Origin of the sequence: Pandoraea pnomenusa (genome assembly GCF_000767615.3) — a bacterium.
GTDB classification, from domain to species: Bacteria; Pseudomonadota; Gammaproteobacteria; order Burkholderiales; family Burkholderiaceae; genus Pandoraea; species Pandoraea pnomenusa.
This window is the reverse complement of sequence record NZ_CP009553.3, coordinates 3,328,898-3,354,524: the sequence shown is the minus strand read 5'-3', so window position 1 is coordinate 3,354,524 and position 25,627 is coordinate 3,328,898. Positions and strand designations below refer to the sequence as shown.

22 protein-coding genes are annotated in these 25,627 nt (G+C 64.9%); all 22 read left to right on the top strand.

What is annotated here, in order from left to right:
- The first annotated feature begins 1 nt into the window (after position 1).
- The gene (gene sdhA / locus LV28_RS39005; protein WP_038620738.1) at positions 2-1,777 is read left to right on the top strand and encodes a succinate dehydrogenase flavoprotein subunit; all 1,776 of its coding nucleotides are present in this window, start codon (positions 2-4) and stop codon (positions 1,775-1,777) included.
- 12 nt (positions 1,778-1,789) lie between these two features.
- Positions 1,790-2,494, top strand: coding sequence for a succinate dehydrogenase iron-sulfur subunit (locus tag LV28_RS39000; protein ID WP_023873897.1), 705 nt, complete (start codon positions 1,790-1,792; stop codon positions 2,492-2,494).
- 10 nt (positions 2,495-2,504) lie between these two features.
- Entirely contained in the window at positions 2,505-2,777 is a 273-nt protein-coding gene (locus tag LV28_RS38995; RefSeq protein WP_023596602.1) for an FAD assembly factor SdhE, read from the top strand.
- A 30-nt stretch (positions 2,778-2,807) separates the two neighbouring features.
- A complete protein-coding gene (gene gltA, locus LV28_RS38990; RefSeq protein WP_023596601.1) occupies positions 2,808-4,109 on the top strand; it encodes a citrate synthase in 1,302 nt (433 codons plus the stop codon).
- 279 nt (positions 4,110-4,388) lie between these two features.
- Positions 4,389-5,798, top strand: a complete 1,410-nt coding sequence (gene leuC, locus LV28_RS38985; RefSeq protein ID WP_023596600.1) for a 3-isopropylmalate dehydratase large subunit — start codon at positions 4,389-4,391, stop codon at positions 5,796-5,798.
- 55 nt (positions 5,799-5,853) lie between these two features.
- Positions 5,854-5,982 carry an entericidin A/B family lipoprotein gene (locus LV28_RS38980; protein WP_023596599.1) on the top strand — a complete coding sequence of 43 codons (129 nt, stop codon included), beginning with the start codon at positions 5,854-5,856 and terminating at the stop codon, positions 5,980-5,982.
- 120 nt (positions 5,983-6,102) lie between these two features.
- Complete coding sequence (gene leuD / locus LV28_RS38975; RefSeq protein ID WP_023873898.1) at positions 6,103-6,753, top strand: 3-isopropylmalate dehydratase small subunit; 651 nt, start codon at positions 6,103-6,105, stop codon at positions 6,751-6,753.
- 34 nt (positions 6,754-6,787) lie between these two features.
- Complete coding sequence (gene leuB, locus LV28_RS38970; RefSeq protein WP_023596597.1) at positions 6,788-7,855, top strand: 3-isopropylmalate dehydrogenase; 1,068 nt, start codon at positions 6,788-6,790, stop codon at positions 7,853-7,855.
- Positions 7,856-7,915: 60 nt separating this feature from the next.
- The gene (gene asd / locus LV28_RS38965) at positions 7,916-9,046 is read left to right on the top strand and encodes an aspartate-semialdehyde dehydrogenase (protein WP_023596596.1); all 1,131 of its coding nucleotides are present in this window, start codon (positions 7,916-7,918) and stop codon (positions 9,044-9,046) included.
- Between the two features lie 179 nt (positions 9,047-9,225).
- Complete coding sequence (locus LV28_RS38960; protein ID WP_038620743.1) at positions 9,226-12,321, top strand: motility hub landmark protein FimV; 3,096 nt, start codon at positions 9,226-9,228, stop codon at positions 12,319-12,321.
- An 83-nt stretch (positions 12,322-12,404) separates the two neighbouring features.
- Positions 12,405-13,205: a tRNA pseudouridine(38-40) synthase TruA gene (gene truA, locus LV28_RS38955; protein WP_038620746.1), complete on the top strand. Its 801-nt coding sequence runs from the start codon at positions 12,405-12,407 to the stop codon at positions 13,203-13,205.
- Positions 13,202-13,867 (top strand): phosphoribosylanthranilate isomerase, encoded by a 666-nt coding sequence (locus LV28_RS38950; protein WP_029754106.1) that lies wholly within the window; start codon positions 13,202-13,204, stop codon positions 13,865-13,867. Before truA ends, LV28_RS38950 begins: the two co-directional genes overlap by 4 nt.
- 56 nt (positions 13,868-13,923) lie before the next feature.
- A complete protein-coding gene (trpB, locus tag LV28_RS38945; RefSeq protein ID WP_023596592.1) occupies positions 13,924-15,126 on the top strand; it encodes a tryptophan synthase subunit beta in 1,203 nt (400 codons plus the stop codon).
- Positions 15,127-15,199: 73 nt separating this feature from the next.
- Entirely contained in the window at positions 15,200-16,129 is a 930-nt protein-coding gene (locus tag LV28_RS38940) for a DNA-methyltransferase (RefSeq protein ID WP_023596591.1), read from the top strand.
- The gene (trpA, locus tag LV28_RS38935; RefSeq protein ID WP_023596590.1) at positions 16,083-16,907 is read left to right on the top strand and encodes a tryptophan synthase subunit alpha; all 825 of its coding nucleotides are present in this window, start codon (positions 16,083-16,085) and stop codon (positions 16,905-16,907) included. The genes LV28_RS38940 and trpA overlap by 47 nt, the downstream gene beginning before the upstream one ends.
- A gap of 135 nt (positions 16,908-17,042) precedes the next feature.
- Positions 17,043-17,918 carry an acetyl-CoA carboxylase, carboxyltransferase subunit beta gene (gene accD / locus LV28_RS38930; protein ID WP_023596589.1) on the top strand — a complete coding sequence of 292 codons (876 nt, stop codon included), beginning with the start codon at positions 17,043-17,045 and terminating at the stop codon, positions 17,916-17,918.
- Between the two features lie 206 nt (positions 17,919-18,124).
- Positions 18,125-19,423, top strand: coding sequence for a bifunctional tetrahydrofolate synthase/dihydrofolate synthase (gene folC / locus LV28_RS38925; protein WP_023596588.1), 1,299 nt, complete (start codon positions 18,125-18,127; stop codon positions 19,421-19,423).
- Between the two features lie 45 nt (positions 19,424-19,468).
- Complete coding sequence (locus LV28_RS38920; protein ID WP_048806598.1) at positions 19,469-20,503, top strand: SPOR domain-containing protein; 1,035 nt, start codon at positions 19,469-19,471, stop codon at positions 20,501-20,503.
- Between the two features lie 13 nt (positions 20,504-20,516).
- Entirely contained in the window at positions 20,517-21,440 is a 924-nt protein-coding gene (locus LV28_RS38915) for a CvpA family protein (RefSeq protein WP_023596586.1), read from the top strand.
- A 55-nt stretch (positions 21,441-21,495) separates the two neighbouring features.
- Positions 21,496-23,016, top strand: coding sequence for an amidophosphoribosyltransferase (gene purF, locus LV28_RS38910; protein ID WP_023596585.1), 1,521 nt, complete (start codon positions 21,496-21,498; stop codon positions 23,014-23,016).
- 291 nt (positions 23,017-23,307) lie between these two features.
- Complete coding sequence (locus LV28_RS38905) at positions 23,308-24,495, top strand: O-succinylhomoserine sulfhydrylase (RefSeq protein WP_023596584.1); 1,188 nt, start codon at positions 23,308-23,310, stop codon at positions 24,493-24,495.
- A 14-nt stretch (positions 24,496-24,509) separates the two neighbouring features.
- The gene (gene hisC / locus LV28_RS38900; protein WP_023596583.1) at positions 24,510-25,583 is read left to right on the top strand and encodes a histidinol-phosphate transaminase; all 1,074 of its coding nucleotides are present in this window, start codon (positions 24,510-24,512) and stop codon (positions 25,581-25,583) included.
- Positions 25,584-25,627: the final 44 nt, after the last annotated feature.

Genomic DNA, 25,627 nt, shown 5'->3' with positions numbered 1-25,627 from the left:
AATGGCTGCAATCAAAAATTCGCTGCCGCGCCGCCGCTTTGACGTTGTCATCGTGGGCGCAGGCGGTTCGGGCATGCGTGCGTCGCTGCAACTGGCCAAGGCCGGTCTGTCGGTCGCCGTGCTGTCCAAGGTGTTCCCCACCCGTTCGCATACCGTCGCCGCACAGGGCGGCATTGGTGCTTCGCTCGGCAACATGAGCGAAGACAACTGGCACTATCACTTCTACGACACCATCAAGGGTTCCGACTGGCTCGGCGACCAGGATGCGATCGAGTTCATGTGCCGCCAGGCGCCGAACGCCGTCTACGAGCTCGAGCACTTCGGCATGCCGTTCGACCGTAACCCGGACGGCACGATCTACCAGCGCCCGTTCGGCGGCCACACGGCCAACTATGGCGAGAAGCCGGTTCAGCGCGCTTGCGCGGCGGCCGACCGTACCGGTCACGCGCTGCTGCACACGCTGTATCAACAGAACGTGGCTGCCAAGACCCACTTCTTCGTGGAATGGATGGCGCTCGACCTGATCCGCAACGAAGAGGGCGATGTCCTCGGCGTGTCGGCGCTGGAGCTCGAAACCGGTGACGTCTACCTGCTCGAAGGCAAGTGCACGTTGTTCGCGACCGGCGGTGCCGGCCGTGTCTACGCGGCGTCGACCAACGCGTTCATCAATACCGGCGACGGTCTGGGCATGGCGGCGCGTGCGGGCATTCCGCTCGAAGACATGGAATTCTGGCAATTCCACCCGACCGGCGTGGCCGGCGCGGGCGTGTTGATTACCGAAGGCGTGCGCGGCGAGGGCGGTATTCTGCGCAACTCGAACGGCGAGCGTTTCATGGAGCGCTATGCCCCGACGCTGAAGGATCTGGCGCCGCGTGACTTCGTGTCGCGTTCGATGGACCAGGAAATCAAGGAAGGCCGCGGCTGCGGCCCGAACGGCGACTACGTGCTGCTCGACCTCTCGCACATCGGTGCCGAGACGATCATGAAGCGTCTGCCGTCGATCCGTGAAATCGCGCTGAAGTTCGCCAACGTGGACGCGATCAAGGAACCGATCCCGGTCGTGCCGACCATTCACTATCAGATGGGCGGCATCCCGACGAACTACAACGGTCAGGTCGTCATGCAGAAGGACGGCGCATCGGTGCCGGTCAACGGCTTCTACGCCGTGGGCGAGTGCTCGTGCGTGTCGGTCCACGGTGCGAACCGTCTGGGCACGAACTCGCTGCTCGACCTGGTGGTGTTCGGCCGTGCGGCCGGCAACCACATCGTCGATTTCGTGAAGAACCACGGCGAACACAAGCCGCTGCCCGCCGATGCCGGCGAGAACGCGCTCGCGCGTCTGGGGCGTCTGGAAGCGTCGAGCTCGGGTGAATACGCCCAGGACATCGCCAACGATATCCGCGCGACGATGCAGAAGCACGCCGGCGTGTTCCGCACGTCCGACCTGCTCAAGGAAGGCGTTGACGAGATCAAGCAAGTGGCCGAGCGTGTCTCGCACGTCCACCTGAAGGACAAGTCGAAGGTGTTCAACACGGCGCGCATGGAAGCGCTCGAAGTCGACAACCTGATCGAAGTGGCCAAGGCCACCATGATCGCAGCCGAAGCCCGCAAGGAAAGCCGCGGCGCCCACGCGCACAGCGATTTTCCGGAGCGCGACGACGCCAACTGGATGCGCCACTCGCTGTTCTTCAGCGAAGGCAACCGTCTGGAATACAAGCCGGTGCAGATGAAGCCGCTGACCGTCGACTCGGTCCCGCCCAAGGCGCGGACGTTCTAAGGGATTCGCAAGATCATGAAACGCATTTTTGAAGTCTACCGCTACGATCCGGACAAGGACGCCGCACCGTACATGCAGACCTACGAGGTCGAACTCGACGGTCATGAGCGCATGCTGCTCGACGCCCTGGTCAAGCTCAAGAAGCTCGACGAAGGTATCGCCTTCCGCCGCTCCTGCCGTGAAGGCGTGTGCGGTTCGGACGCGATGAACATCAACGGCAAGAACGGTCTGGCCTGCCTGACCAACATGAACGATCTGCCGAACAAGATCGTGCTCAAGCCGTTGCCGGGCCTGCCCGTCATTCGCGACCTCATCGTCGACATGACGCACTTCTTCAACCAGTACCACTCGATCAAGCCGTATCTGATCAACCCCGAGCCGGCACCGGAGAAGGAACGTCTGCAGTCGCCCGAACAGCGTGACGAGCTCGACGGCCTGTACGAGTGCATCCTGTGCGCTTCGTGCTCGACGTCGTGCCCGAGCTTCTGGTGGAATCCGGACAAGTTCGTCGGCCCGGCCGGTCTGCTCCAGGCCTATCGCTTCATCGCGGACAGCCGCGACACGGCGACCAGCGAACGTCTGGACAACCTGGAAGATCCGTATCGCCTGTTCCGCTGCCATACGATCATGAACTGCGTGGACGTGTGCCCGAAGGGTCTGAACCCGACGAAGGCGATCGGCAAGATCAAGGAGCTGATGGTGCGTCGCGCCGTCTGACCCATCGATCATGCCGGATACCACTCACCAGTCCGATCCGGTCAAACGTGCCCGCCTGCGCTGGCGGGCACGCCGCGGTTTGCTGGAAAACGACCTTATCCTCGAACGGTTCTTCGCCAAATACGAAGCGTCGATGACCGACGAGGATGTGGGCGCGCTCACGAAGCTGCTCGATTTGAGCGACAACGATTTGATGGATCTGCTGCTAGCGCGTAAAGAGCCCGAGGCGGATCTGGACGGGCCGGACGTGCAGCGCCTGCTGGCGCTTTTGCGTGCCGTGTAGGGGTTTACAGTATTTTTTTGAGGAAGCGATATGACTCCGTCTGAAGTTAAAGCCACCCTATCTTTCTCTGACGATTCGCCTAGCGTCGAGCTGCCGATCTACAAGGGAACGATGGGCCCGGATGTAATCGACATCCGTAAGCTGTACGGCCAGACTGGCAAGTTCACGTATGACCCGGGCTTCATGTCGACGGCGTCGTGCAATTCGGCCATCACCTACATCGATGGCGACAAGGGCGAGCTGCTGTATCGCGGCTACCCGATCGAGCAGTTGGCGACCCACTGCGACTTCCTCGAGACCTCGTACCTGCTGCTCAAGGGCGAGCTGCCGAACGCGCAGCAGAAGGAAGAGTTCGTGAAGACGGTCACCCGTCACACGATGGTTCACGAGCAGATGAACTTCTTCTTCCGTGGCTTCCGTCGCGACGCGCACCCGATGGCCGTACTGACCGGCTCGGTCGGCGCCCTGTCCGCGTTCTACCACGACTCGCTCGACATCAATAACCCGACGCATCGCGAAGTCTCGGCCATCCGCCTGATCGCCAAGCTGCCGACGCTCGTGGCCATGGCGTACAAGTACAGCATCGGGCAGCCGTTCGTGTACCCGCGCAACGACCTGTCGTACAGCGCGAACTTCATGCGCATGATGTTCGCGAACCCGTGCGAAGAGTACGAAGTCAACGACGTGCTGGTGCGCGCCCTCGACCGTATCCTGATCCTGCACGCCGATCACGAACAGAACGCTTCGACGTCGACCGTGCGTCTGGCCGGATCGTCGGGCGCGAACCCGTTCGCGTGTATCGCCGCCGGTATCGCTTGTCTGTGGGGCCCGGCGCATGGTGGTGCGAACGAAGCCGCGCTGAACATGCTCGAGCAGATCGGTTCGCCGGACAAGATCCCCGAGTTCATCAAGCAGGTGAAGGACAAGAACTCGGGCGTGAAGCTCATGGGCTTCGGTCACCGCGTGTACAAGAACTACGACCCGCGTGCCAAGCTGATGCGCGAGACGTGCTACGAAGTGCTCAACGAACTGGGCCTGCACGACGACCCGCTGTTCAAGCTGGCCATGCAGCTCGAGAAGATCGCCCTGGAAGACGAATACTTCGTGTCGCGCAAGCTGTACCCGAACGTCGACTTCTACTCGGGTATCGTGCAGCGCGCGCTGGGCATCCCGACCTCGATGTTCACCTGCATCTTCGCACTGGCCCGTACCGTGGGCTGGATCGCGCAGTGGAACGAAATGATCGGCGAGCCGGACCAGAAGATCGGTCGTCCGCGTCAGCTGTTCATTGGCCACACGCCGCGCGAAGTGACGGCAATCGACAAGCGCTAAGCGAGTCGAGGCCCCCGGCACGGCCCCCGCTTGCCGTGCCGGCACCGCAACCTTGCCGAAACGGCAAGGCGGTGCGGCCCGCAGCGAGCCCTCGTTGCGCTATATTCGAATCCACGGCACACGCTGCCGTGATTCGCACAAATCCCCGGTTGATCGTGCGTTTACCGCCCGGTTTTCCGGGGATTTCGTATTCCGCCGGCGCGAAAGCGCTATGGCATAATCAAAAGTTCCCAGAACGATATTTGTTCTCAGAACCATATTTAGCCCCGCGTTTTTATCATGGCCAAGACGCTGTATGACAAATTGTGGGATGCACATGTCGTGCATACCGAGGACGATGGCACTACGTTGCTCTACATCGACCGCCACCTGCTGCACGAGGTGACCAGTCCGCAGGCGTTTGAGGGGCTAAAACTCGCACAGCGTCCGGTGTGGCGCCTGTCCGCCAACCTCGCGGTGTCGGACCACAACGTGCCGACCACCGACCGTACGCAAGGCATTGCCGATCCGATTTCGCGTCTGCAGGTCGACACGCTCGACAGCAACTGCGACAACTACGGCATCACCCAATTCAAGATGAACGACGTCCGTCAGGGCATCGTGCACGTGATCGGGCCGGAGCAGGGCGCCACGTTGCCCGGCATGACGGTAGTGTGCGGTGACTCGCATACGTCCACGCACGGCGCGTTCGGCGCGCTGGCGTTCGGCATTGGCACCTCCGAAGTCGAGCACACGCTCGCCACGCAGACGTTGCTCATGAAGAAGAGCAAGAACATGCTCGTGAAGGTCGAAGGCACGCTGCCGCGCGGTTGCTCCGCCAAGGACATCGTGCTGGCCGTCATCGGCAGGATCGGCACGGCTGGCGGCACGGGCTTCACGATCGAATTCGCGGGCTCGGCGATCCGCGCGCTGTCGATGGAAGGGCGCATGACCGTGTGCAACATGGCCATCGAGGCCGGCGCACGGGCCGGTCTGGTGGCGGTGGACGACACGACCATCAATTACGTGAAGGGCCGACCGTTTTCGCCGTCCGGCGTGGAGTTCGAGCAGGCCGAAGCCTACTGGCGCACGTTTCACACCGACGCCGGGGCCAAGTTCGACCATGTGGTCGAGATCGACGCCAGCACGCTGCGTCCGCAGGTGAGCTGGGGGACGTCGCCGGAAATGGTGGTGAGCATCGAGGACCGCGTGCCCGACCCCGAGAAAGAGAAGGATCCGGTCAAGCGCAGCGCCATGGAGCGAGCGCTCGAGTACATGGCACTCACGCCGGACACGCCCATGTCGAGCATCAACGTCGACAAGGTCTTCATCGGATCGTGCACCAATTCGCGCATCGAAGACATTCGCGCAGCGGCTTACGTCGTGAAGAAGCTGGGGCGCCGGGTGGCGTCGAACGTGCGTCTGGCCATGGTCGTGCCGGGCTCGGGGCTCGTGAAGCATCAGGCCGAGCAGGAAGGGCTGGACCAGGTCTTCAAGGCGGCCGGCTTCGAGTGGCGCGAGCCCGGGTGCTCGATGTGCCTGGCGATGAATGCCGACCGGCTCGAACCGGGCGAGCGCTGCGCCTCGACCTCGAACCGCAACTTCGAAGGCCGTCAGGGCGCCGGAGGACGCACCCATTTGGTGAGCCCGGCCATGGCGGCCGCCGCGGCCATCGAGGGGCACTTCGTCGACGTGCGTCGCCTCGTTTGACGCGTTCGCATCGATTTATCCGTCGTTTGACACTAGCTTTGACAGAGACAAAACCATGAAGAAACTGTGGATGCTGATCGGTGCGGTGTTGCTCCTGGGTGTGGCAGGTTGCAACACGATGGCGGGCCTGGGCAAGGATACGCAAGCCGCTGGCTCGGCGCTCGAAAACGCCGCGAAGAAGTGATGCGACGGTGCGCGTCGCGCGGGGATTCCCGGCGCGCGCACCTACGAAATTTCCGGTTGTGACGGCTTGCGCATCGCGGATGCGGGCCGCAGCCGAACTGTTTTGATCAGGTGGTTCGTGATGGAAAAATTTACCGTCCATACGGGGCTGGTGGCACCGCTGGATCGCGAGAACGTCGATACCGACGCGATCATCCCCAAGCAATTCCTGAAGTCGATCAAGCGTACGGGCTTCGGTCCGAACCTGTTCGACGAGTGGCGTTATCTCGATGTCGGTCAGCCGGGCCAGGACTGCAGCACGCGTCCGCTCAACCCGAACTTCGTGCTTAACCAGCCTCGCTTCCAGGGCGCGACGATTCTGCTCGCCCGCAAGAACTTCGGCTGCGGCAGCTCGCGTGAACACGCGCCGTGGGCGCTGCAACAATACGGGTTCCGCGCGGTGATCGCGCCGAGCTTTGCCGACATCTTCTTCAACAACTGCTACAAGAACGGCTTGCTGCCGATCGCGCTGAGCGAGATGCAGGTCGATCACCTGTTCAACGAGACGGCGGCATTCAACGGCTATCAGTTGACGATCGATCTGGACAAGCAGGCCGTGATCACGTCGGACGGCCGCGCCTATGAGTTCGATATCGCGCCGTTTCGCAAGTACTGCCTGTTGAACGGCTTCGACGATATCGGCCTGACGCTGCGTCACGCCGACAAGATTCGCGCCTACGAGGCCGAGCGGCTTGCCAGGCAGCCGTGGCTCGCAACGCGTTTGCCGGGCTGAGCCCGCGCATTCCAGGCATATCCAAGGAGATTGCATGAAAATCGCTGTGTTGCCGGGTGACGGCATTGGTCCGGAAATCGTGACGGAAGCCGTCAACGTGCTCAATGCGCTTGGCGAAAAGTTCGAACTCGAGGCAGCGCCCGTGGGCGGCGCCGGCTACGAGGCCGCGGGCCATCCGTTGCCGGAGGCCACCCTCAAGCTGGCCAAGGAAGCCGACGCGATCCTGTTCGGCGCCGTGGGCGACTGGAAGTATGATTCGCTCGAGCGCGCATTGCGTCCCGAGCAGGCGATTCTGGGGCTGCGCAAGCATCTGCAGCTGTTCGCTAACTTCCGTCCGGCCATTCTGTACAAGGAGCTGGCCGACGCGTCGAGCCTGAAGCCGGAGATCGTGGCGGGGCTCGATATCCTGATCATCCGTGAGCTCAACGGCGACATCTACTTCGGTCAGCCGAAGGGGTTTCGTCAGTCGCCGGACGGCGCTTTCGAAGGCGCGCGCGAAGGTTTTGATACCATGCGCTATAGCGTGCCCGAAGTGGAGCGCATCGCGCACGTGGCGTTCCAGGCGGCGGCCAAGCGCGGCAAGCGCCTGTGCTCGGTCGACAAGGCCAACGTGCTCGAGACTTCGCAGCTGTGGCGCGACACGATGGTCGAGGTCGCCAAGCAGTATCCGGAGGTCGAGCTGTCGCACATGTACGTCGATAACGCCGCGATGCAGCTGGTCAAGGCCCCCAAGAACTTCGACGTGGTGGTGACTGGCAACATGTTCGGCGATATTCTGTCGGACGAGGCCGCGATGCTCACCGGTTCGATCGGCATGCTGCCGTCAGCGTCGCTCGACGCCAACAACAAGGGGCTGTACGAGCCGTCGCACGGGTCGGCTCCCGACATCGCTGGCAAGGGCGTGGCCAATCCGTTGGCGACGATCCTGTCGGCCGCCATGATGCTGCGCTACACGCTGGGCAAGGCCGAACAGGCCGACCGCGTGGAGAATGCAGTCAAGAAGGTGCTGGCGCAGGGGTTGCGCACGCCCGATATCTGGCAGGAAGGCGCGACCAAGGTCGGTACGCGCGAAATGGGCGCGGCGGTGGTTGCCGCGCTATAACGCTGACGGGGCGTCGTGAGACGCCCCTTGGCGCAATTGCAACGATAAGAGAGTGGATAAATGAAAACCGTAGGTCTGGTAGGTTGGCGGGGCATGGTCGGTTCGGTCCTGATGCAGCGCATGCAGCAGGAGAACGACTTCGCCTTGATCGAGCCGGTGTTTTTCAGCACCAGCAACGCGGGCGGCAAAGCCCCGTCGATGGCGAAGAACGAGACTTCGCTGAAAGACGCCAATGATGTCAACGAGCTGAAAAAATGCGACATCATCATTACCTGCCAGGGCGGTGACTACACGACCGAGATCTTCCCGAAGCTTCGCGCGGCAGGGTGGAACGGTTACTGGATCGACGCCGCGTCGACGCTGCGCATGAAGGACGATGCAATCATCGTGCTCGATCCGGTCAACCTCGACGTGATCAAGCATTCGCTGTCGAAGGGCACGAAGAACTTCATCGGTGGCAACTGTACGGTGAGCTGCATGCTGATGGGTCTGGGCGGCTTGTTCCAGCACGGTCTGGTTGACTGGCTGACGTCGATGACGTACCAGGCGGCATCGGGCGGCGGCGCGCAGCACATGCGCGAGCTGCTCACGCAGTTCGGCAGCATCAATGCCGAAGTCAAGGCGCTGCTCGACGATCCGCATTCGGCCATTCTCGAGATCGATCGCAAGGTGCTCGCCAAGCAGCACGCGCTGACGGCCGAGGAAACGAAGCAGTTCGGTGTGCCGCTGGGTGGCAACCTGATTCCGTGGATCGACAAGGACCTGGGCAACGGTCAGTCGAAGGAAGAGTGGAAGGGCGGCGCCGAGACCAACAAGATCCTGGGTCTGGGCGACGGCTTCCCGGGCACCCGCGCCATTCCGGTCGACGGCCTGTGCGTGCGTGTCGGTGCGATGCGTTGCCACAGCCAGGCACTGACCATCAAGCTTACGAAGGATGTGCCGTTAGATGAACTGACCGACATCATCGGCCAGGCAAACGACTGGGTGAAGGTGGTGCCGAATACGCGCGAGGCGTCGATGACCGATTTGACGCCTGCCGCCGTGACCGGCACGATGACGATTCCGGTGGGACGCCTGCGCAAGATGTCGATGGGTCCGGAGTACCTGTCGGCGTTCACGGTGGGCGATCAACTGCTGTGGGGCGCGGCCGAGCCGCTGCGCCGCATGCTGCGGATCCTGCTCGACGCTTGAGCGTCGTCGTGCATCGGTAGCGCATGAAGAACGGCGGCCCGCGAGGCCGCCGTCCGCGCTTTGGGAGGCACCCCTCGTGTGAGGGGCTGCCAGTGACAAACGACTGACAGGCAAACAAGATCACAGTGCGGAAATACTCGACCGGCAAGCGCGCAAATTCGTCCCGTAATTCGTTTCGCTTGAGCGCAGCGGCGGCTGTCCTGTGGAGCCTGGGGCTCCTCAACGCCGGTGCTGCCGAGTTCGGCCCGCAACAGGTGCGCTCGGGCCCAGGCCAGCCGTTGCGCGCCGTGATCGTGCTGGGCAACGTGTCGCCGGCGGAAGCCGACGGGTTGTCAGTGAAACTCGCGCCGCGCGACGCCTTCAGGCAGGCCGGTCTGCGCTACGACCCCACGCTCGACAAGCTCTCGGTATCGGTCTCGCCGACCGGTGGGCGTGAGCCGGGCTATAGCGGAACGTATCTCGTTCACGTCGACTCGGCCGAGCCGGTCAGTACGTCATTCCTCGATCTGTTGCTGGTGGTCGAATGGCGTACCGGTCGACAGTCCAACGCCGTGACCCTCTCGGCGATTCCTGAAGCCAGTCTGGCGCAGCCGCAGGCAGTCGTGCCGGCGGCAACGACGCAGGCGGCAGCGCCTGTGTCGGCGGCGTCGGCGTCGGCGGCGTCGGCCCCGGTACCGACTGCGCCTGCCCCGGCGGCCAGCGCCGCTCGCGGCGCGGCAGACGCGCAAGACACGCGCAAGGTCGGCCGTGGCGATTCACTGTCGTCGATCGCCCGCGAGTTTACGGACGGCGAGGGCGGCACGACCCTTGCGCAGATGATGACCGCGCTGTTCGAAGCGAACCGCTCGGCATTCATTGGCAACGACCCGAACCGGTTGCGCCAGGGCGTGACGTTGACGCGTCCTGCCGATGCACAGGTGCAGAGTATTCCTCCCGCGCAGGCGCACAAGTTCGTGTCTGCCGCGCGGGAACAGTTTGATGCGTATCGCGCGCGGCTGGCCGATTCGACGGCGCAGCAGGCGGCACCGGCCGGTGGCCGCAGTGCACAGGGCGCGATCGAAGCGGGCAAGGCGCCGGAAGCCGCCGCCCCCGCCACGCGCGATGAATTGAAGCTGTCGCGACCCGGCAAGGGTGGGGCGGGCGGCTCGGCCGGACGTACCGGCGGCAGCGAAGAAGAGCAAATCGCCCAGGGCAAGGCACAGGCCGAGGCCCAGGGCAGGGTGAATGAGTTGCAGAAGAACGTAGCAGATCTCCAGAAGCTGTTGGCGATGAAGAATCAGGCCGCCGCGAAGCTGGAGGAGCAGGCCGCCACCGCTTCCGGGGTGCCTGCGCAGGACAAGACGGCAAAGCCTGCGGAAGGCAGTAAGAACGCACCTGCGGAGGCCCAGACGGCGCCGAAGGCAGCCAACGGCGCGCAAGTGCCGGACGCGAAGGCGGAGGGGGCGGGCGCCAGTGCCGCGACGGCCTCCGAAGCCACGGCCATCGCCGGCGAAGCCGCCTCGGATGCCTCGGCAACCGCGTCCGAGGCAACCGCGGCAGCGTCCGCAAGCGATGCGACCGCCGCCAGCGCGCCGTTAGCGGCCAGTGCATCGGCGGGCGCAGCCGCCGCGGCAAATGCCACGCCGAACGCGGGGATGAACTGGCGTGCCATGACCCAGAACCCCTATGTGCTTCCCGGCGCAGGCGTGCTGGTGGTGTTGCTCGGCTTGTGGGCGCTGATGCGCCGTCGCCGCGCCGAGCCGCCAGTGGGGCAGCCCGGGCCGTACGACGACGGTCGCGAGGGGCCCGACGCTTCGCGGGGGTACGACGACGATCCTGCGGGACACCATGCGCCCGAGAGCGCGTCGCCGGGCGTGCATGGCGTCGCGGCTGCCGGTGTTGCGGGCGCCGCCGCCGGCGCGGCAGCGCTTTACGCGGCAAATCAGGCGGAGGCGGACGAACATCTGCATCCGTCGGCCGACGATGCGTGGTCGACGCCGGAGGATACGCTGGCCGCGGCTGAATCCGCCGTGCCGGACGAATGGGAGGCGGCGCAGGACTCGCCGGACGACGAGCTTACCGCGGGCCTCGACGAGGCATCCAGGGCGCCCGAGGCGTTCCCGCCTTTGGAAACGGCTGAAACGGCTGAAACGGCTGAAACGGCTGAAACGGCTGAAGCGTCTGAAATTGATCACGAGCACCTGGTTGCCGACGGCGCCCACGCCGGGGAATCGACAGCGGATGGCGCCGACGAGAAGGACATTGATTGGGATGCCGCGTTTGCGGAGCAAGCCGGCGAGGTGGAGCCGACCGTCGCCGTGGGCGATGCGCCTGCCGCACATCCCGATCCGATGGCGGCGAGCCTCGCATCGCTCGAAGCCCTGAACGCGGCGGCGGCTGTTGGCAGTGTGGCTCCCGAATCGACGGCCGCATTCGCAGCACATGCCGAACCGGCATCCGAGCTCGAGGCCGTGCCTGCGTCGGAGAACTCGCGCGAACCGGCGTCCGGGACAAGCGAGGAACTGCTGGCCGAACTGTCCACGCAAGCGGCGCCGAAGGGCGGCGTTGCCGGCATGCTTGGCGATCTGGATCTCGGCATTCCGGGCCAGCCGGCGCATGTGGGGACGATTTCCAGCGGCGCCTTGCCGTCGCTCTCGCAGGGCATCGGTTCGGTCCAGTTCACGATGGCGCCGCCGGGGCATCCGTTGCATGAGCAGGCGGCCGCGCAGCACGGCGCCGACGCATCGGACGACGCGAACAACGACGCCGCCGACGAGCCGGGCGACGAACTCAGCGACGAGGATTTCGATGCCGCGATGCGGCAGGCCGCCAGCGCCGAGGAAGCGCCGCGCAGCTACACCGACGCCGCACACGAGGCGCCGTCGCTCAAGCCGCTGTCGTTCGACCTGTCCGATTTCAGTCTCGACCTGAAGGGCGACGAGGCTTCACCGGCGTCCGCATCGGCGAGCGCGCCGGTATTGCCCGTGCCAACGGGGACCGAGGCGCTCGTGGCGCATGAGGCCCATGCGCCGTTGTCACCGACCACGCCTGCCACGTCGTATGCAGGTGAGCCCGCGGCACCGCAGGCGCAGGACGTGTCGCCCGCGCCGATTGTCCCGCGCGCGACAGAGGCGGACGTGCCCGACGAGTTCCACACGAAGCTCGAACTGGCGGCGGCGTACCAGACCATCGGCGACGACGATGGCGCGCGCGAGCTGCTCGAGGAGGTGATCGCCGGCGGCGACGCCGCGCAACAGTCGGTCGCGCGTGCGCGGCTGGCCGAGCTTGGCAAGTGACGCGGCGGCACACCGGCGAACACACCACAGATTGACCGTAGTTTGGGGCGCCCGAAGCTTGGGCGCCCATTTTTCTTTTTCATATGCGAATCGCACTGGGCATCCATTACGACGGCACGGCGTTCTCCGGCTGGCAATCGCAGCCGCACGGCAACACCGTGCAGCAGGCGCTCGAAGCCGCATTGCGGGAATTCGGCGGCGTGGCGTTGCCCACGACGGTCGCGGGCCGCACCGACACCGGTGTGCACGGCATTGGTCAGGTCGTACACTTCGACACGGAACTGGACCGGGCGATGTTTTCGTGGGTGCGCGGCGTCAACGCGTTCCTGCCGAAAACGGTTGCCGTGCAATGGGCGCAGGCGATGCCGGACGATTTTCACGCACGATTCGCGGCGTTCGAGCGCACCTACTTCTATGTGCTGTACGTGCATCCGGTGCGCTCCCCGCTGCTCGACGGTCGCTGTGGCTGGCTGCACACGCCGCTCGATCTCGACGCCATGCGCACCGCCGGCCAGGCACTCGTGGGCGAGCACGACTTCTCAGCGTTCCGGTCGTCCGAATGCCAGGCGAAAACGCCGGTCAAGCATCTCTATGGCATCGATATCGAGCAGCAGGGGCACTTCTTCGTGTTCCGCTTTCGCGCAAGCGCCTTCCTGCACCACATGGTGCGCAACATCATGGGATGCCTGCTGGCGATCGGCCGTGGGCGCCAGCCGGCGAGCTGGATGGCGCACGTGCTCGCGAGTCTGGACCGCCGTCAGGCCGCGCCGACGTTCATGCCCGATGGCCTGTATCTGGCACGCGTGGGGTATCCTGAGCGTTTCGCCGTGCCCGAGCCCAACTGGGCTGCGTGGCCATTTCCGATGCCGTGGGCCCGTTCATGAATTCCTTCAACTCCCGTACGCGAATCAAGATCTGCGGCTTGTCTCAGGCGGCGGACATCGACCACGCGGTGGCGCTTGGCGTCGACGCGATCGGCCTCGTGTTCTATCCGCCCAGTCCCCGCTATGTGGGGCTGGCGCGTGCGGCCGAACTGGCCCGGCGGGTGCCGCCGTACGTGAGTCTGGTCGGCCTGTTCGTCAACGCCGCACCCGACGAGATCGCCCGAACCGTCGAGGCCGTGCCGCTCACCAGCCTCCAGTTCCATGGGGACGAAACGCCCGAGCAATGCGCGGCGTTGTCGGCCGCGGCCGGGAACCGTCCCTACATGCGCGCCATGCGTATCGGCCCGGAGACGAAAGACAGCGGCGATTTGCTACAATTCGCTCAGGCATACACCGCCGCGCAAGGCATCTTGCTCGACGCCCTGGTCGAGGGCTATGGCGGTGGAGGAAAGGTTTTCGATTGGTCACTTATTCCAAAAGACATCGCGCGTCGGGCCGTTTTGAGTGGTGGCTTGAACGCACACAACGTTGCTGAAGCCATCGGCCGGGTGGCGCCGTACGCCGTCGACGTGTCGAGCGGTGTGGAGGCGTCGCGGGGCGTGAAGGATCCCGCCCGCATGACGGCGTTCGTGCACGCAGTGCGTGCCGCCGACACCGAATAGCAACCCGCCGGGGCGGCCGCAAGGGCCGCGCACCGGTACTGCGAAGAGTGACGACCATGTACGATTTTCCTGACGCCCGGGGCCATTTCGGCCCGTACGGCGGTGTCTTTGTCGCCGAGACGCTGATTCACGCGCTCGACGAACTGCGCGAGGCGTATGCCCGGTATCAGCACGATCCGGCTTTCCTCGAAGAATTCCACTACGAACTGAAGCATTACGTCGGCCGACCGTCGCCGATCTATCACGCCAAGCGCTGGAGCCAGGAACTGGGCGGTGCGCAGGTGTACCTCAAGCGCGAAGACCTGAATCACACCGGCGCGCACAAGGTCAACAACGTGATCGGACAGGCGCTGCTTGCGCGCCGCATGGGCAAGCGTCGTGTGATCGCCGAGACCGGGGCGGGGCAGCACGGCGTGGCCACCGCGACCATCGCCGCGCGTTTCGGCATGGAGTGCGTGGTCTACATGGGCGCCGAGGACGTCAAGCGCCAGGCCGCCAATGTGTACCGCATGCAACTGCTGGGCGCGACCGTGATTCCGGTGGAGTCCGGATCGAAGACGCTCAAGGATGCCCTCAATGAAGCGATGCGCGACTGGGTGACGAACGTCGAGAGTACCTTCTACATCATCGGTACCGTGGCCGGGCCGCACCCGTACCCGATGCTCGTGCGCGATTTCCAGAGCGTGATCGGCGAGGAGTGCAAGGTGCAGATGCCCGAACTGGCCGGTCGTCAGCCGGATTACGTGCTCGCGTGCGTGGGCGGCGGCTCCAACGCCATGGGCATCTTCTACCCGTATATCGACGTGCCCGACGTGAAGCTCGTGGGCGTGGAAGCGGCGGGCGAGGGCATCGAGACCGGCCGCCACGCGGCGTCGATCCTCGGTGGCACGCCGGGCGTACTGCATGGGAACCGCACGTATCTGCTGCAGGATTCGCACGGTCAGATCACCGAGACGCACTCGATCTCTGCCGGTCTCGACTACCCCGGGGTGGGGCCCGAGCATGCGTGGCTGCACGACATCAAGCGTGCCGAGTACGTGGGCGTTACCGACACCGAGGCGCTGCGGGCCTTTCATGACTGCTGTCGCATCGAGGGCATCATCCCGGCACTGGAGTCGAGTCATGCGCTCGCTTACGCGTGCAAGCTTGCGCCCACGCTGCCGAGCGATCAGATCGTGCTGGTCAATCTCTCGGGGCGCGGCGACAAGGACATGCACACCGTGATGGCGCTGGCCAAGCCGGCGCACCCGGGCGCGTAAGCGCCGTTGCATTGCCGCATTGCGGCGGGATGCCACGGATTCCCTGATCCTTCCTGACACCAACCGAACCAGCATGACCGATCTGACTGATCGCAAGGCACAGAATGATGCCCTCGGGACCGAGCGTCCCGTGGACGCCACCGAAGCCGCCGCCGCACGTCTCGAAGCCCTGGAGGCTGCCGGCGAGCTGCGGGCGCAATGGGCGCCGGGCGACATCGATTTGCGTCACGCTGATTTCCTGCATCACGTGCATGAACTGGAAGACGGCAGCGTCGACCTGATTCTGGCCGACCCGCCCTACGGGCTCGGCAAGGATTACGGCAACGACTCGGACAAGCGCTCCGGCGAGGACTTTCTCGGCTGGACGTATGGCTGGCTGGAGGCGGCCATTCCGAAGCTCGCACCGCGCGGCTCGCTCTATCTGTTCTGTACGTGGCAGTACGCCCCCGAGCTCTTCGTGTTTCTGAAGCAGCGCATGCTGATGATCAACGAGATCATCTGGGATCGCCGCGTGCCCAGCATGGGCGGCAGTACGCGGCGATTCTCGTCCGTGCACGACAACATCGGTTTTTTCGCAGTGTCGAAGGACTACTATTTCGACCTCGATGCCGTGCGCGTGCCGTATGACGCCGCGACGAAGAAGGCGCGCTCGCGCCGCATCTTCGAGGGCAGCAAGTGGCTGGAACTGGGTTACAACCCCAAGGATCTGTGGTCGATCTCGCGATTGCACCGGCAAGACCCCGAACGCGTCGATCATCCGACGCAGAAACCGCTGCATATCATCGAGCGCATGGTGCTGGCCAGTTGCCCGCCCGGCGGACTCGTGCTCGACCCGTTCATGGGCAGTGGCACGACGGCCGTGGCGTGCGCGCTGCACGGCCGGCGTTTCGTCGGCTTCGAGCTCAACGCGCACTATCACGCGCTCGCCAACCAACGACTTCAGAGACTTTCCGATCATGTCCCGCATTCAAGCGACGTTCCAAGCCTTGCAAGCGCAGGGTAAGAAGGGCCTCATTCCGTTCATCACCGCCGGCGATCCGGAGCCGGGGTGGTCCGTCAAGCTGATGCACGCGCTGGCCGACAACGGTGCCGACGTCATCGAACTCGGCGTGCCGTTTTCCGACCCGATGGCCGATGGCCCAGTGATTCAGCGCGCCTCGGAGCGCGCGCTGGCGCGCGGCGTGAGCCTGGCCGAGGTGCTCGGCTACGTGGCCGTGTTCCGTCAGACCAACGATCGCACGCCGGTCGTACTCATGGGCTACGCCAACCCGATCGAGGCGATGGGCCTCGAGGCTTTCGCCGAGCGCGCCGCCAGGGCCGGCGTGGACGGCGTGCTGGTGGTCGATTACCCGCCCGAGGAGGCCGAAGCCTACGCGGGCGCCATGCGCGCGCACGGCATCGATCCGATCTTCCTGCTCTCGCCCACGTCGACCGATGCGCGTATCGCCGCCGTGGCACGTCAGGCGAGCGGCTACCTGTACTACGTCTCGCTCAAGGGCGTGACCGGCGCGGCGAGCCTGGATCTGGCGAGTGTGGCCGCCAAGATTCCCCAGATCAAGGCGGCCGCGGCGCTGCCGGTCGGCGTGGGCTTCGGGATTCGCGACGCCGAAACGGCCCGCGCCATCGCAAGCGTGGCCGACGCCGTGGTCATCGGCAGTGCCATCGTGCAGCGTCTGGAAAACACGCCGCGTGATCTGGAAGGCCAGAACGCGGTAAAATCGCTGGCTGAATTCATCGGCGGTATCCGTCAGGCGCTCGACGAGGGCGCCAAATCGGCGTAAATTCGCGGCGTCCGGGGTCGAGACGGCCCGAGGGGCGCCCGACCCGCCCGGTGAAACGCTGAATTGAAACGACCGTATCATACGGTCGCCAGAAACGCCCGCCCCTGTGGAGCGGGCGTTTGCCAAGGAGAAACTATGAGCTGGCTCGATAAGCTGCTGCCCCCGAAGATCAAGCAAACCGATCCGACGCAGCGCAACAAGAGCATCCCGGAAGGGCTGTGGATCAAGTGCCCGTCGTGCGAAGCGGTGTTGTATCGCAACGACGTGGAAGCGAATCTGCACGTTTGCCCGAAGTGCGACCATCACATGCGCATCGGTGCGCGCGCGCGTCTGGACGCGCTGCTCGATCCGGAAGGCCGCTACGAACTCGGCCAGGAGATCGTGCCGGTCGACGCGCTGAAGTTCAAGGACAGCCGCAAGTATCCGGATCGCATCAAGGAAGCGATGGACGATAGCGGCGAGACCGATGCCATGGTTGTCATGGGCGGTGCGATCCACACCCTGCCAGTCGTGGTGGCCTGCTTCGAGTTTTCGTTCATGGCCGGTTCGATGGGCTCCGTGGTCGGCGAGCGCTTCGTGCGCGGCGCACAGAATGCACTCGAACAGGGTGTGCCCTTCATCTGCGTGACCGCTTCGGGCGGCGCGCGCATGCAGGAAAGCCTGCTCTCGCTCATGCAGATGGCCAAGACCACGGCCATGCTCACGAAGCTGTCCGACGCCAAGCTGCCGTTCATCTCCGTGCTGACCGATCCGACGATGGGTGGCGTGTCCGCGAGCTTCGCCTTCCTGGGCGACGTGGTGATGGCCGAGCCCAAGGCGCTCATCGGCTTCGCGGGCCCGCGCGTGATCGAGCAGACCGTGCGCGAGAAACTGCCCGAAGGCTTCCAGCGCTCGGAGTTCCTGCTGCAAAAGGGCGCGATCGACATGATCGTCGACCGTCGCAACATGCGCGAGGAGATCGCTCGCCTGATCGCGCTGATGCAGTGCCAGCCGGCCGACGCGGTCGCCTGAGGCCCGCGGCATCGGCCGCACGGTGAAGCGGCGTGCGCCGTTGCTGTGCCCCAAAGGGCGGTGCAACGGCGTAGAATGACGCAACGCCACGCGGGCGCGGCACCAGCAGCGCCTGATTGCATCGTTTGCATCATTCGCCTTATTTCGCAGCAAACAGCGCGGACGTTACACGACGTCCGCGTTTTTGTTTTCTGCCCCGTATATTCATGCCGACATATTCCACTCTCGACGCCTGGCTGGCCCACCTCGAAACCGCCCACCCCGTGGGTATCGACATGGGGCTCGCGCGCATTGGCCGCGTGAAAGACGCACTAGGGCTCAAATTCCCGTGCCCCGTCTTCACGGTCGGCGGCACCAACGGCAAGGGTTCGACCTGCGCGCTCATCGAGGCCATTCTTCTCTCGGCCGGGTACCGCGTCGGCTGCCACACGTCGCCGCATCTGATCTCGTTCAATGAGCGCGCGCGCGTGAACGGCGAAGTCGTGGACGACGCTACGCTGCTGCCGCACTTCGAGGCGGTCGAGCGGGCGCGCACCAGCTTCGAGACGCCGGTCTCGCTCACGTATTTCGAGTTCACCACGCTTGCGATCATGCATCTGTTCGCCACCGCCGGGCTCGATGCCGTGATTCTCGAGGTGGGGCTCGGCGGGCGCCTGGACGCGGTGAATATCGTCGATGCCGATTGCGCGGTCGTCACGAGCATCGACATCGACCACGCGAGCTACCTGGGCAACACGCGCGAGGCGATCGCCATCGAGAAAGCCGGCATCTTCCGTGCGGGCAAGCCGGCCATTTGCGGCGATCCGATGCCGCCCGCCACGCTCGTCTCCGAGGCCGAGCGCATTGGCGCCGACCTGTGGCTTTTCGGCCGCGATTTCAACTATCAGGGCGACAAGCAGCAATGGAGCTACGGCGGGCGCCAGATGCGCCGTCCTGCGCTGGCATACCCGGCGCTGCGCGGGGCGAACCAGTTGCTCAACGCATCGGCGGCGCTCGCGGCGCTCGAATCGATGCGCAGCGTGCTGCCGGTCTCCGCACAGGACATTCGTCTGGGACTCGCCTCGGTGGAACTGCCGGGACGCTTTCAGGTGCTGCCGGGGCGCCCTGCGGTGGTGCTGGACGTGGCGCACAACCCGCACGCCGCGGCGGCACTTGGCCACAACCTCGAAGGCATGGGCTACTTTCCGTACACGTATGCGGTGTTCGGCGCCATGGCCGACAAGGATATCGAAGGCGTGCTGCGCCACCTGGTCGACAAGGTCGATCACTGGCGCCTGTGCGCACTGCCGACCGGGCGCGCGGCAGGGCCGGCGGTGCTCGAGGAGAAGTTGCGGGCCGTCGGGTTCAAGCCGGACGCCGACCATTCCGTCGAAAGCTTCGAATCCCCCGAGAAAGCCTATGCCGCCGCGCTCGAGCAGTGCGGGGAGAATGATAGAATTGTGGTTTTTGGATCGTTCTTTACGGTGGCGGGTGTGATGTCGCACCGCAAGCTGCAACGCCACTGATGCGTGAAGGTGCCTTTGCCGTGACATTTGCTTACGAGAAATGTCATGCGCATGCCGCACCAGATGCGCGATGATCAGTCCAACGACGCGAGTTTCGACCAGAGCCAAGGGCCTATGGGATTGTTTTCCTTCCGCAAGAAAGACGCCGAAGCCGTTCCCCCGAAGCGCGGTAGCCGCAGGAGCGGCCGAACCGGCACCCGTGCGGCGGGAGGGGGCGAGTACAGCGAGCACGAGCAACTCGATCCGCTGCTGCCCGAGAAGCAACGTGCGCGCCGCCGTCTGGTCGGCGCGCTGGCGTTGGTGCTCGCCGCCGTCATTATTCTGCCGATGGTCCTCGCGCCGGAGCCGAAGCCGGCGGCCGACGACATCGCGATCCAGATTCCCGGCAAGGATGCCGGCTCGCCGCCCGTGCGCGTGAAGCCGCAGGCCGCCGCGACGCCGCCGTCCGACGCGTCGCTCGACAAGGGCGAGGAGGCCGTCGACAGCAGCACACTGGCCAACGCGGCCAAGCCGGCCCCGGCCCCGGCCCCGGCCCCGGCGCCGACGGCCGTGCCGCCCGCCGCCGCCGTGGCCCCCGCACCGACCGCAGTGCCGGAGCCGCAGGTCGCGCAGGTGAAGCCGGAAGTCAAGCCTGAAGCGCACAAACCCGACGCGAAAAAGCCCGAGCAGCACGCCGATGCGAAGCCGGCGGCCAAGCCGGACACGCACGACACCGCGCGAGCCCAGGCGAAGCCCCAGTCCGGCAATGCCGCTGACCCGATCGCACAGTTCGCCCAGAACAACACGGGCACCAGGCCCGCCAGGTCGGCCGACAATCATGACGCGACGCAAAAGCCGGCCGCGTCGGGTGGCAAATACCTCGTGCGCATCGGGGCGTTCTCGACCCAGGATCGTGCCCAGGCGTGGCTCGTCAAGCTCAAGCTCGTGAACGTGCCGAGCTATATGGTGAAGAGCGCGGTCGACGGTCGTGAGCTTTACCTGCTGCGCGCAGGTCCCTTCCCCGATCGCGCGAGTGCGGAAGCCGCGGGCAAGAAGATTCGCGATGCCGGACTGACGGCGCAGGTCGCCGAGGCAGGCTGAGTTGGGCAATTCCATGCATGGCGGTCTGCTGACCGTGGTGGATTACGCGGCCATTGCGATCCTGTTGGGTTCGATGTTGCTGGGTATGCTGCGCGGTCTGGTGCGCGAGCTGTTCAATCTCGTCGGCTGGGTGGTTGCGTTCTTCGTCGCGCGCGCTTTCGGCCCGACGGTGGCGCACTGGCTGCCGGCGGACCTGCCGGGCGGCGAGATGACGCAGGGTGCACTGGGCTTCCTGCTGGTGCTCGTTGCCGTGGTGTTCGGCGCGGGAATCGTGAGCGCGCTGGTGGGGCGCATGACCGATTTGATCGGCCTGCGACCGGCCGATCGCGGATTAGGCATGTTGTTCGGTATTGTTCGCGGTGTTTTGCTCTTGATGGTCCTGATGGTCGCCGCCAAGTTAACGGCATTGCCCAAGGAGCCGGTCTGGCAGAACTCGCTGGTGAGGCCCTGGGTGGAAGCGGGGCTCGAACGTCTGATGCCTTACCTGCCCGAACCGGTGCAGCACTACCTGCACAAGCCCGATGCGGCGATACCGAGCACGAATCCGTTGGGGACGTCGATCCCCTTGCCCCAGTTGGAGCCTTACCGGGGCATGACGTCGCCAGGCGGGCGGGCAGGGCCGGAAGTGATCGAGGGCGGTCATGTGCGCGGCAGGCCAGGCAACACGGGGGCGGCCGGCGCGATGAGCGACGTGGACAAAACGGGCGGCGCGGGCGGTGGTGCGATGTCGAGCCGATTGTCGAACCTGATGGGCGGCGCGACGAATGCGGTGAGCGGAGCGGCGAATGCGCTGGCCGGGCACGGTACCGGATCGTCGGGCGGCAGCGGCCTGAGCGTGCAGGGCGGCGGCGATGGGTCGCCGGGCTGGGGCATGCGCAGCGGTGGGGTGGGCGGATCGTCCACGCCGTCGACCGGCCTGCACAAGGTTTCCGAATGACGGATAATACAGTCCGTTTGATGCAGATTTCGATGTTTTTTGAAGGATTCATGCCATGTGTGGCATCGTCGGTGTAGTCTCCAAATCCCCGGTCAACCAGTTCATCTACGATAGTCTGCTGCTCCTGCAGCACCGCGGCCAGGACGCCGCCGGTATCGCGACGACGGATGGCCAGTCCTTCTACATGCACAAGGGCAACGGCATGGTGCGGGACGTGTTCCGCACGCGCAACATGCGCGACTTGCCGGGCAGCGTCGGCATTGGCCAGGTGCGTTACCCGACGGCGGGATCGTCGAGTGCCGCGCAGGCGCAGCCGTTCTACGTGAATGCGCCGTACGGCATCGTACTCGCCCACAACGGCAACCTGACGAACTGGGAACAGCTCAAGGACGAGATGTTCCGGGTCGACCGTCGCCACATCAACACCACCTCCGATTCCGAAGTGCTGCTCAATGTGCTCGCGCACGAACTCGAACGTAGTTCGCGCGATGGCCTGACCGTCGCTTCGCTGTTCGAGGCGGTCGGCAAGGTGCACGGCCGGCTGCGCGGATCGTACGCGATCGTCTCGATCATCTCGGGCTTCGGCCTGCTCGCGTTTCGCGATCCGAACGGCATTCGTCCCCTGTGTATCGGCCGCTTCGACGGCCCGAACGGCACGGAGTGGATGGTGGCGTCGGAATCGGTGGCGCTCGAAGGCATGGGCTTCGCGTTCGAGCGCGACGTCAAGCCGGGCGAAGCGGTCTTCATCAGCAACGACGGTGAGCTGACCTCGCAGCAATGCGCGACGTCGGCGTCGATGCATCCCTGCATTTTCGAACTCGTGTATCTGGCGCGCCCGGACTCGGTGCTCGACGGCGTGCCGGTCTACGATGCCCGCCTGCGCATGGGCGACTATCTCGCCGAGAAGATCCGCCGCGAACTCGACTACCAGGACATCGACGTGGTCATGCCGATTCCGGACTCGAGCCGTCCGGCTGCCATGCAGGTCGCCAAGCGCCTGGGCCTGAACTACCGTGAAGGCTTTTTCAAGAACCGCTACGTTGGCCGCACCTTCATCATGCCGGGTCAGGCCATGCGCAAGAAGTCGGTGCGCCAGAAGCTCAACGCGATGCGCGTCGAGTTCAAGGACAAGAACGTGCTCATCGTCGACGATTCGATCGTACGTGGCACGACCAGCCAGGAAATCGTGCAGATGGCGCGCGACGCCGGCGCCCGCAAGGTGATCTTCGCCTCGGCCGCGCCGCCCGTGAAATTCCCGAACGTGTACGGCATCGACATGCCCACGCGCAGCGAACTGGTCGCTCATGACCGCAGCGACGAGGAAGTGGCGCGAATCATCGGCGCCGACGAACTGATTTATCAGGACGTCGAGGACATGAAGGCCGCCGTGCGCGACATCAATCCGGCGCTGACCGACTTCGACGCCTCGTGCTTCGACGGCAACTACATCACGGGCGATGTCACGCCGGAATACCTCAATCGCCTGGAGCAGCAGCGCAAGGCGCCGAAGGCGCCTGTCGTGGAAGCTAACGAGGGCGATGACAATGAGCCGCGCGGGGCTCAGCTTGGCCTCTGACAGACGCGTCGCCGGGCCGGCCATGGCGGCAAGCTTCGGGCATCCGGGGCGGACCGCGGGCTTGGGCCGGACGCGATCCGGGTGCGCGGCGCCAAAGTTTCTGCGTTGCCGGCAACGTGCTACACTGCTTCTCACGTCGATTTGATTTCAGCTTGCGGACGTGGGGGAATCTCCCCGAAACAGCTAAAGCGAGGCCTAGACAGATGGATTTCGAGCCCGTTTTGCTGACCAGCGAAACGGGCTTTTCTTTTTTTGGCCGACGGGCGGGCCGATCCAATGACGAGATATACGATGGACTCCTTCGATTTCGACACCCTGGCGGTGCGCGCGGGCACGCAGCGCTCCGAGTTTGGTGAGCATTCCGAGGCGCTGTACCTGACCTCGAGCTTTGTCTTCAAGAGCGCGGCCGAAGCCGCCGAACGCTTCGCGCATTCGGAGGAGGGCTTCACCTACTCGCGCTTCACCAATCCGACCGTGTCGATGTTCCAGGATCGACTGGCCGCGCTCGAAGGCGCCGAGGCGTGCATGGCGACCGCCTCGGGCATGAGCGCGATCGTCTCGGTCGTGATGTCGGCGCTGTCCGCCGGCGACCATCTCGTGAGTTCGCGCAGTATTTTCGGCTCCACGCTCAACGTTTTCTCCACGATCTTCAATCGCTTCGGTGTCGAGACCACGTTCGTCGATCCCACGGATCTCGACGCCTGGCGCGCGGCGATTCGACCGAACACGAAGATGTTCTTCCTGGAAACGCCGTCGAACCCGCTCACCGATATCGCCGACATTACCGCCATCGGCAAGATCGCGAAGGAAGCGGGCGCGCTGTTCGTCGTCGACAACTGCTTCTGCACCCCGGCATTGCAGCGCCCGATCGAGTATGGCGCCGACGTCGTCGTGCACTCAGCGACCAAGTATCTGGATGGCCAGGGCCGCGTGCTGGGCGGCGCGATCGTCGGTACGAAGGAATTCATCATGGGCAAGGTCTTCCCGTTCGTGCGAAGCGCGGGCCCCACGCTCTCGGCGTTCAACGCATGGGTGCTGCTCAAGGGCATGGAGACGCTGTCGCTGCGCGTGGAGAAGCAATCCGCGAACGCACTGATCATTGCGCAATGGCTCGAGAAACAGCCGCAGGTCGCGCGTGTGTACTACCCCGGGCTGCCGTCGCACCCGCAGTACGCCCTGGCCCAGCGTCAGCAGAAGGCGGGCGGCGCGATCGTGGCCTTCGAGCTCAAGGGGGCAACACCGGCCGAGCAACGCGAGAACGCATGGCGTGTGATCGACAACTCGCAGGTGTGTTCGATCACGGGTAACCTCGGCGATACGCGTACGACGATCACGCATCCGGCGAGCACCACGCACGGTCGCATCACGCCCGAGGCCCGCGCGGCCGCCGGCATCACGGAGGGGCTGATTCGCCTGGCCGTGGGGCTGGAGTCGCCGGCCGACATCCAGGCGGATCTGGCGCGCGGTTTCGCAAAGTGAGTGGAGCCGACGTCATGAGCCGATTCTGGAGTGCGGGCGTTGCCAACCTGACGCCGTACGTCCCCGGTGAGCAGCCGCAGATGCAGCGGCTCATCAAACTCAATACCAACGAGAATCCGTACGGGCCGTCGCCGCGGGTGCTCGCCGCGATTCGCGAGGCGCTCGGCAGCGATGCGGACGCGCTCAAGCTTTACCCCGATCCTGACGCGCGTCGCTTCAAGCAGGCCATTGCCAGGCGTTTCGGTCTGGACGTGGCGAATGTGCACGTGGGTAACGGGTCCGACGAGGTGTTGGCAAACGTGTTTCAAGGCTTGCTCAAGCACGACAAGCCGATTCTCTATCCGGACATCACCTACAGCTTCTACCCGGTGTACTGCGGGCTGTACGGCGTGGCCTTCGAGAACGTGCCGCTCACCGAGACGTTCGAAATCCGTGTCGACGATTACCTGAAGCCCAACGGCGGCATCATCTTCCCCAACCCCAATGCCCCGACGGGGCGCGTGCTGGCCTCGGGCGAGATCGAACGGCTGCTGGCGGGCAATCCGGATTCGGTGGTGGTGATCGACGAGGCGTACATCGATTTCGGTGGCGAGAGCGCCGCGACGCTCATCGGCAGATATCCGAATCTTCTGGTCGTGCAAACGCTGTCGAAGTCCCGCTCGCTCGCGGGGCTGCGCCTGGGCTTCGCCATGGGGCATCCCGACCTGATCGAAGCGCTCGAGCGCGTGAAGAACAGCTTCAACTCGTATCCGCTCGATCGGCTCGCGCAAGCGGCCGGTGTGGCGGCCATCGAGGACGAGACGTATTTCGACGAGACGCGGCGCGCGGTGATCGCCAGCCGCGAGGCGCTGGTGGCGCGGCTGACGGCCCTCGGCTTCGAGGTGCTGCCGTCTGCCGCGAACTTCGTGTTCGCGCGTCACCCGTCGCACGACGCGGCGCAACTGTCCGCCGCGCTGCGCGAGCGCTCGATCATCGTGCGTCACTTCAAGCAGGCGCGCATTGCGCAGTTCCTGCGCATTACGGTGGGGACGGAAGCGGAGTGCCAGGCGCTGACCGATGCGCTTCGCGAGGTGCTGCACGCACAATGAACGGTGCTTCGGGACGACTACGCGTCATGCGAGATCGTCCCGAC

What these genes read in the sequence shown, in the direction of transcription:
- trpB (WP_023596592.1), top strand. Translation starts at nt 13,924, where the DNA reads ATGTACGATTTTCCTGACGCCCGGGGCCATTTCGGCCCGTACGGCGGT.
- hisC (WP_023596583.1), top strand. Translation starts at nt 24,510, where the DNA reads ATGAGCCGATTCTGGAGTGCGGGCGTTGCCAACCTGACGCCGTACGTC.
- gltA (WP_023596601.1), top strand. Translation starts at nt 2,808, where the DNA reads ATGACTCCGTCTGAAGTTAAAGCCACCCTATCTTTCTCTGACGATTCG.
- leuC (WP_023596600.1), top strand. Translation starts at nt 4,389, where the DNA reads ATGGCCAAGACGCTGTATGACAAATTGTGGGATGCACATGTCGTGCAT.
- truA (WP_038620746.1), top strand. Translation starts at nt 12,405, where the DNA reads ATGCGAATCGCACTGGGCATCCATTACGACGGCACGGCGTTCTCCGGC.
- LV28_RS38995 (WP_023596602.1), top strand. Translation starts at nt 2,505, where the DNA reads ATGCCGGATACCACTCACCAGTCCGATCCGGTCAAACGTGCCCGCCTG.
- LV28_RS38940 (WP_023596591.1), top strand. Translation starts at nt 15,200, where the DNA reads ATGACCGATCTGACTGATCGCAAGGCACAGAATGATGCCCTCGGGACC.
- trpA (WP_023596590.1), top strand. Translation starts at nt 16,083, where the DNA reads ATGTCCCGCATTCAAGCGACGTTCCAAGCCTTGCAAGCGCAGGGTAAG.
- sdhA (WP_038620738.1), top strand. Translation starts at nt 2, where the DNA reads ATGGCTGCAATCAAAAATTCGCTGCCGCGCCGCCGCTTTGACGTTGTC.
- LV28_RS38950 (WP_029754106.1), top strand. Translation starts at nt 13,202, where the DNA reads ATGAATTCCTTCAACTCCCGTACGCGAATCAAGATCTGCGGCTTGTCT.
- leuB (WP_023596597.1), top strand. Translation starts at nt 6,788, where the DNA reads ATGAAAATCGCTGTGTTGCCGGGTGACGGCATTGGTCCGGAAATCGTG.
- LV28_RS38980 (WP_023596599.1), top strand. Translation starts at nt 5,854, where the DNA reads ATGAAGAAACTGTGGATGCTGATCGGTGCGGTGTTGCTCCTGGGTGTG.
- accD (WP_023596589.1), top strand. Translation starts at nt 17,043, where the DNA reads ATGAGCTGGCTCGATAAGCTGCTGCCCCCGAAGATCAAGCAAACCGAT.
- LV28_RS38915 (WP_023596586.1), top strand. Translation starts at nt 20,517, where the DNA reads ATGCATGGCGGTCTGCTGACCGTGGTGGATTACGCGGCCATTGCGATC.
- LV28_RS38905 (WP_023596584.1), top strand. Translation starts at nt 23,308, where the DNA reads ATGGACTCCTTCGATTTCGACACCCTGGCGGTGCGCGCGGGCACGCAG.
- asd (WP_023596596.1), top strand. Translation starts at nt 7,916, where the DNA reads ATGAAAACCGTAGGTCTGGTAGGTTGGCGGGGCATGGTCGGTTCGGTC.
- folC (WP_023596588.1), top strand. Translation starts at nt 18,125, where the DNA reads ATGCCGACATATTCCACTCTCGACGCCTGGCTGGCCCACCTCGAAACC.
- leuD (WP_023873898.1), top strand. Translation starts at nt 6,103, where the DNA reads ATGGAAAAATTTACCGTCCATACGGGGCTGGTGGCACCGCTGGATCGC.
- purF (WP_023596585.1), top strand. Translation starts at nt 21,496, where the DNA reads ATGTGTGGCATCGTCGGTGTAGTCTCCAAATCCCCGGTCAACCAGTTC.
- LV28_RS38920 (WP_048806598.1), top strand. Translation starts at nt 19,469, where the DNA reads ATGCGCATGCCGCACCAGATGCGCGATGATCAGTCCAACGACGCGAGT.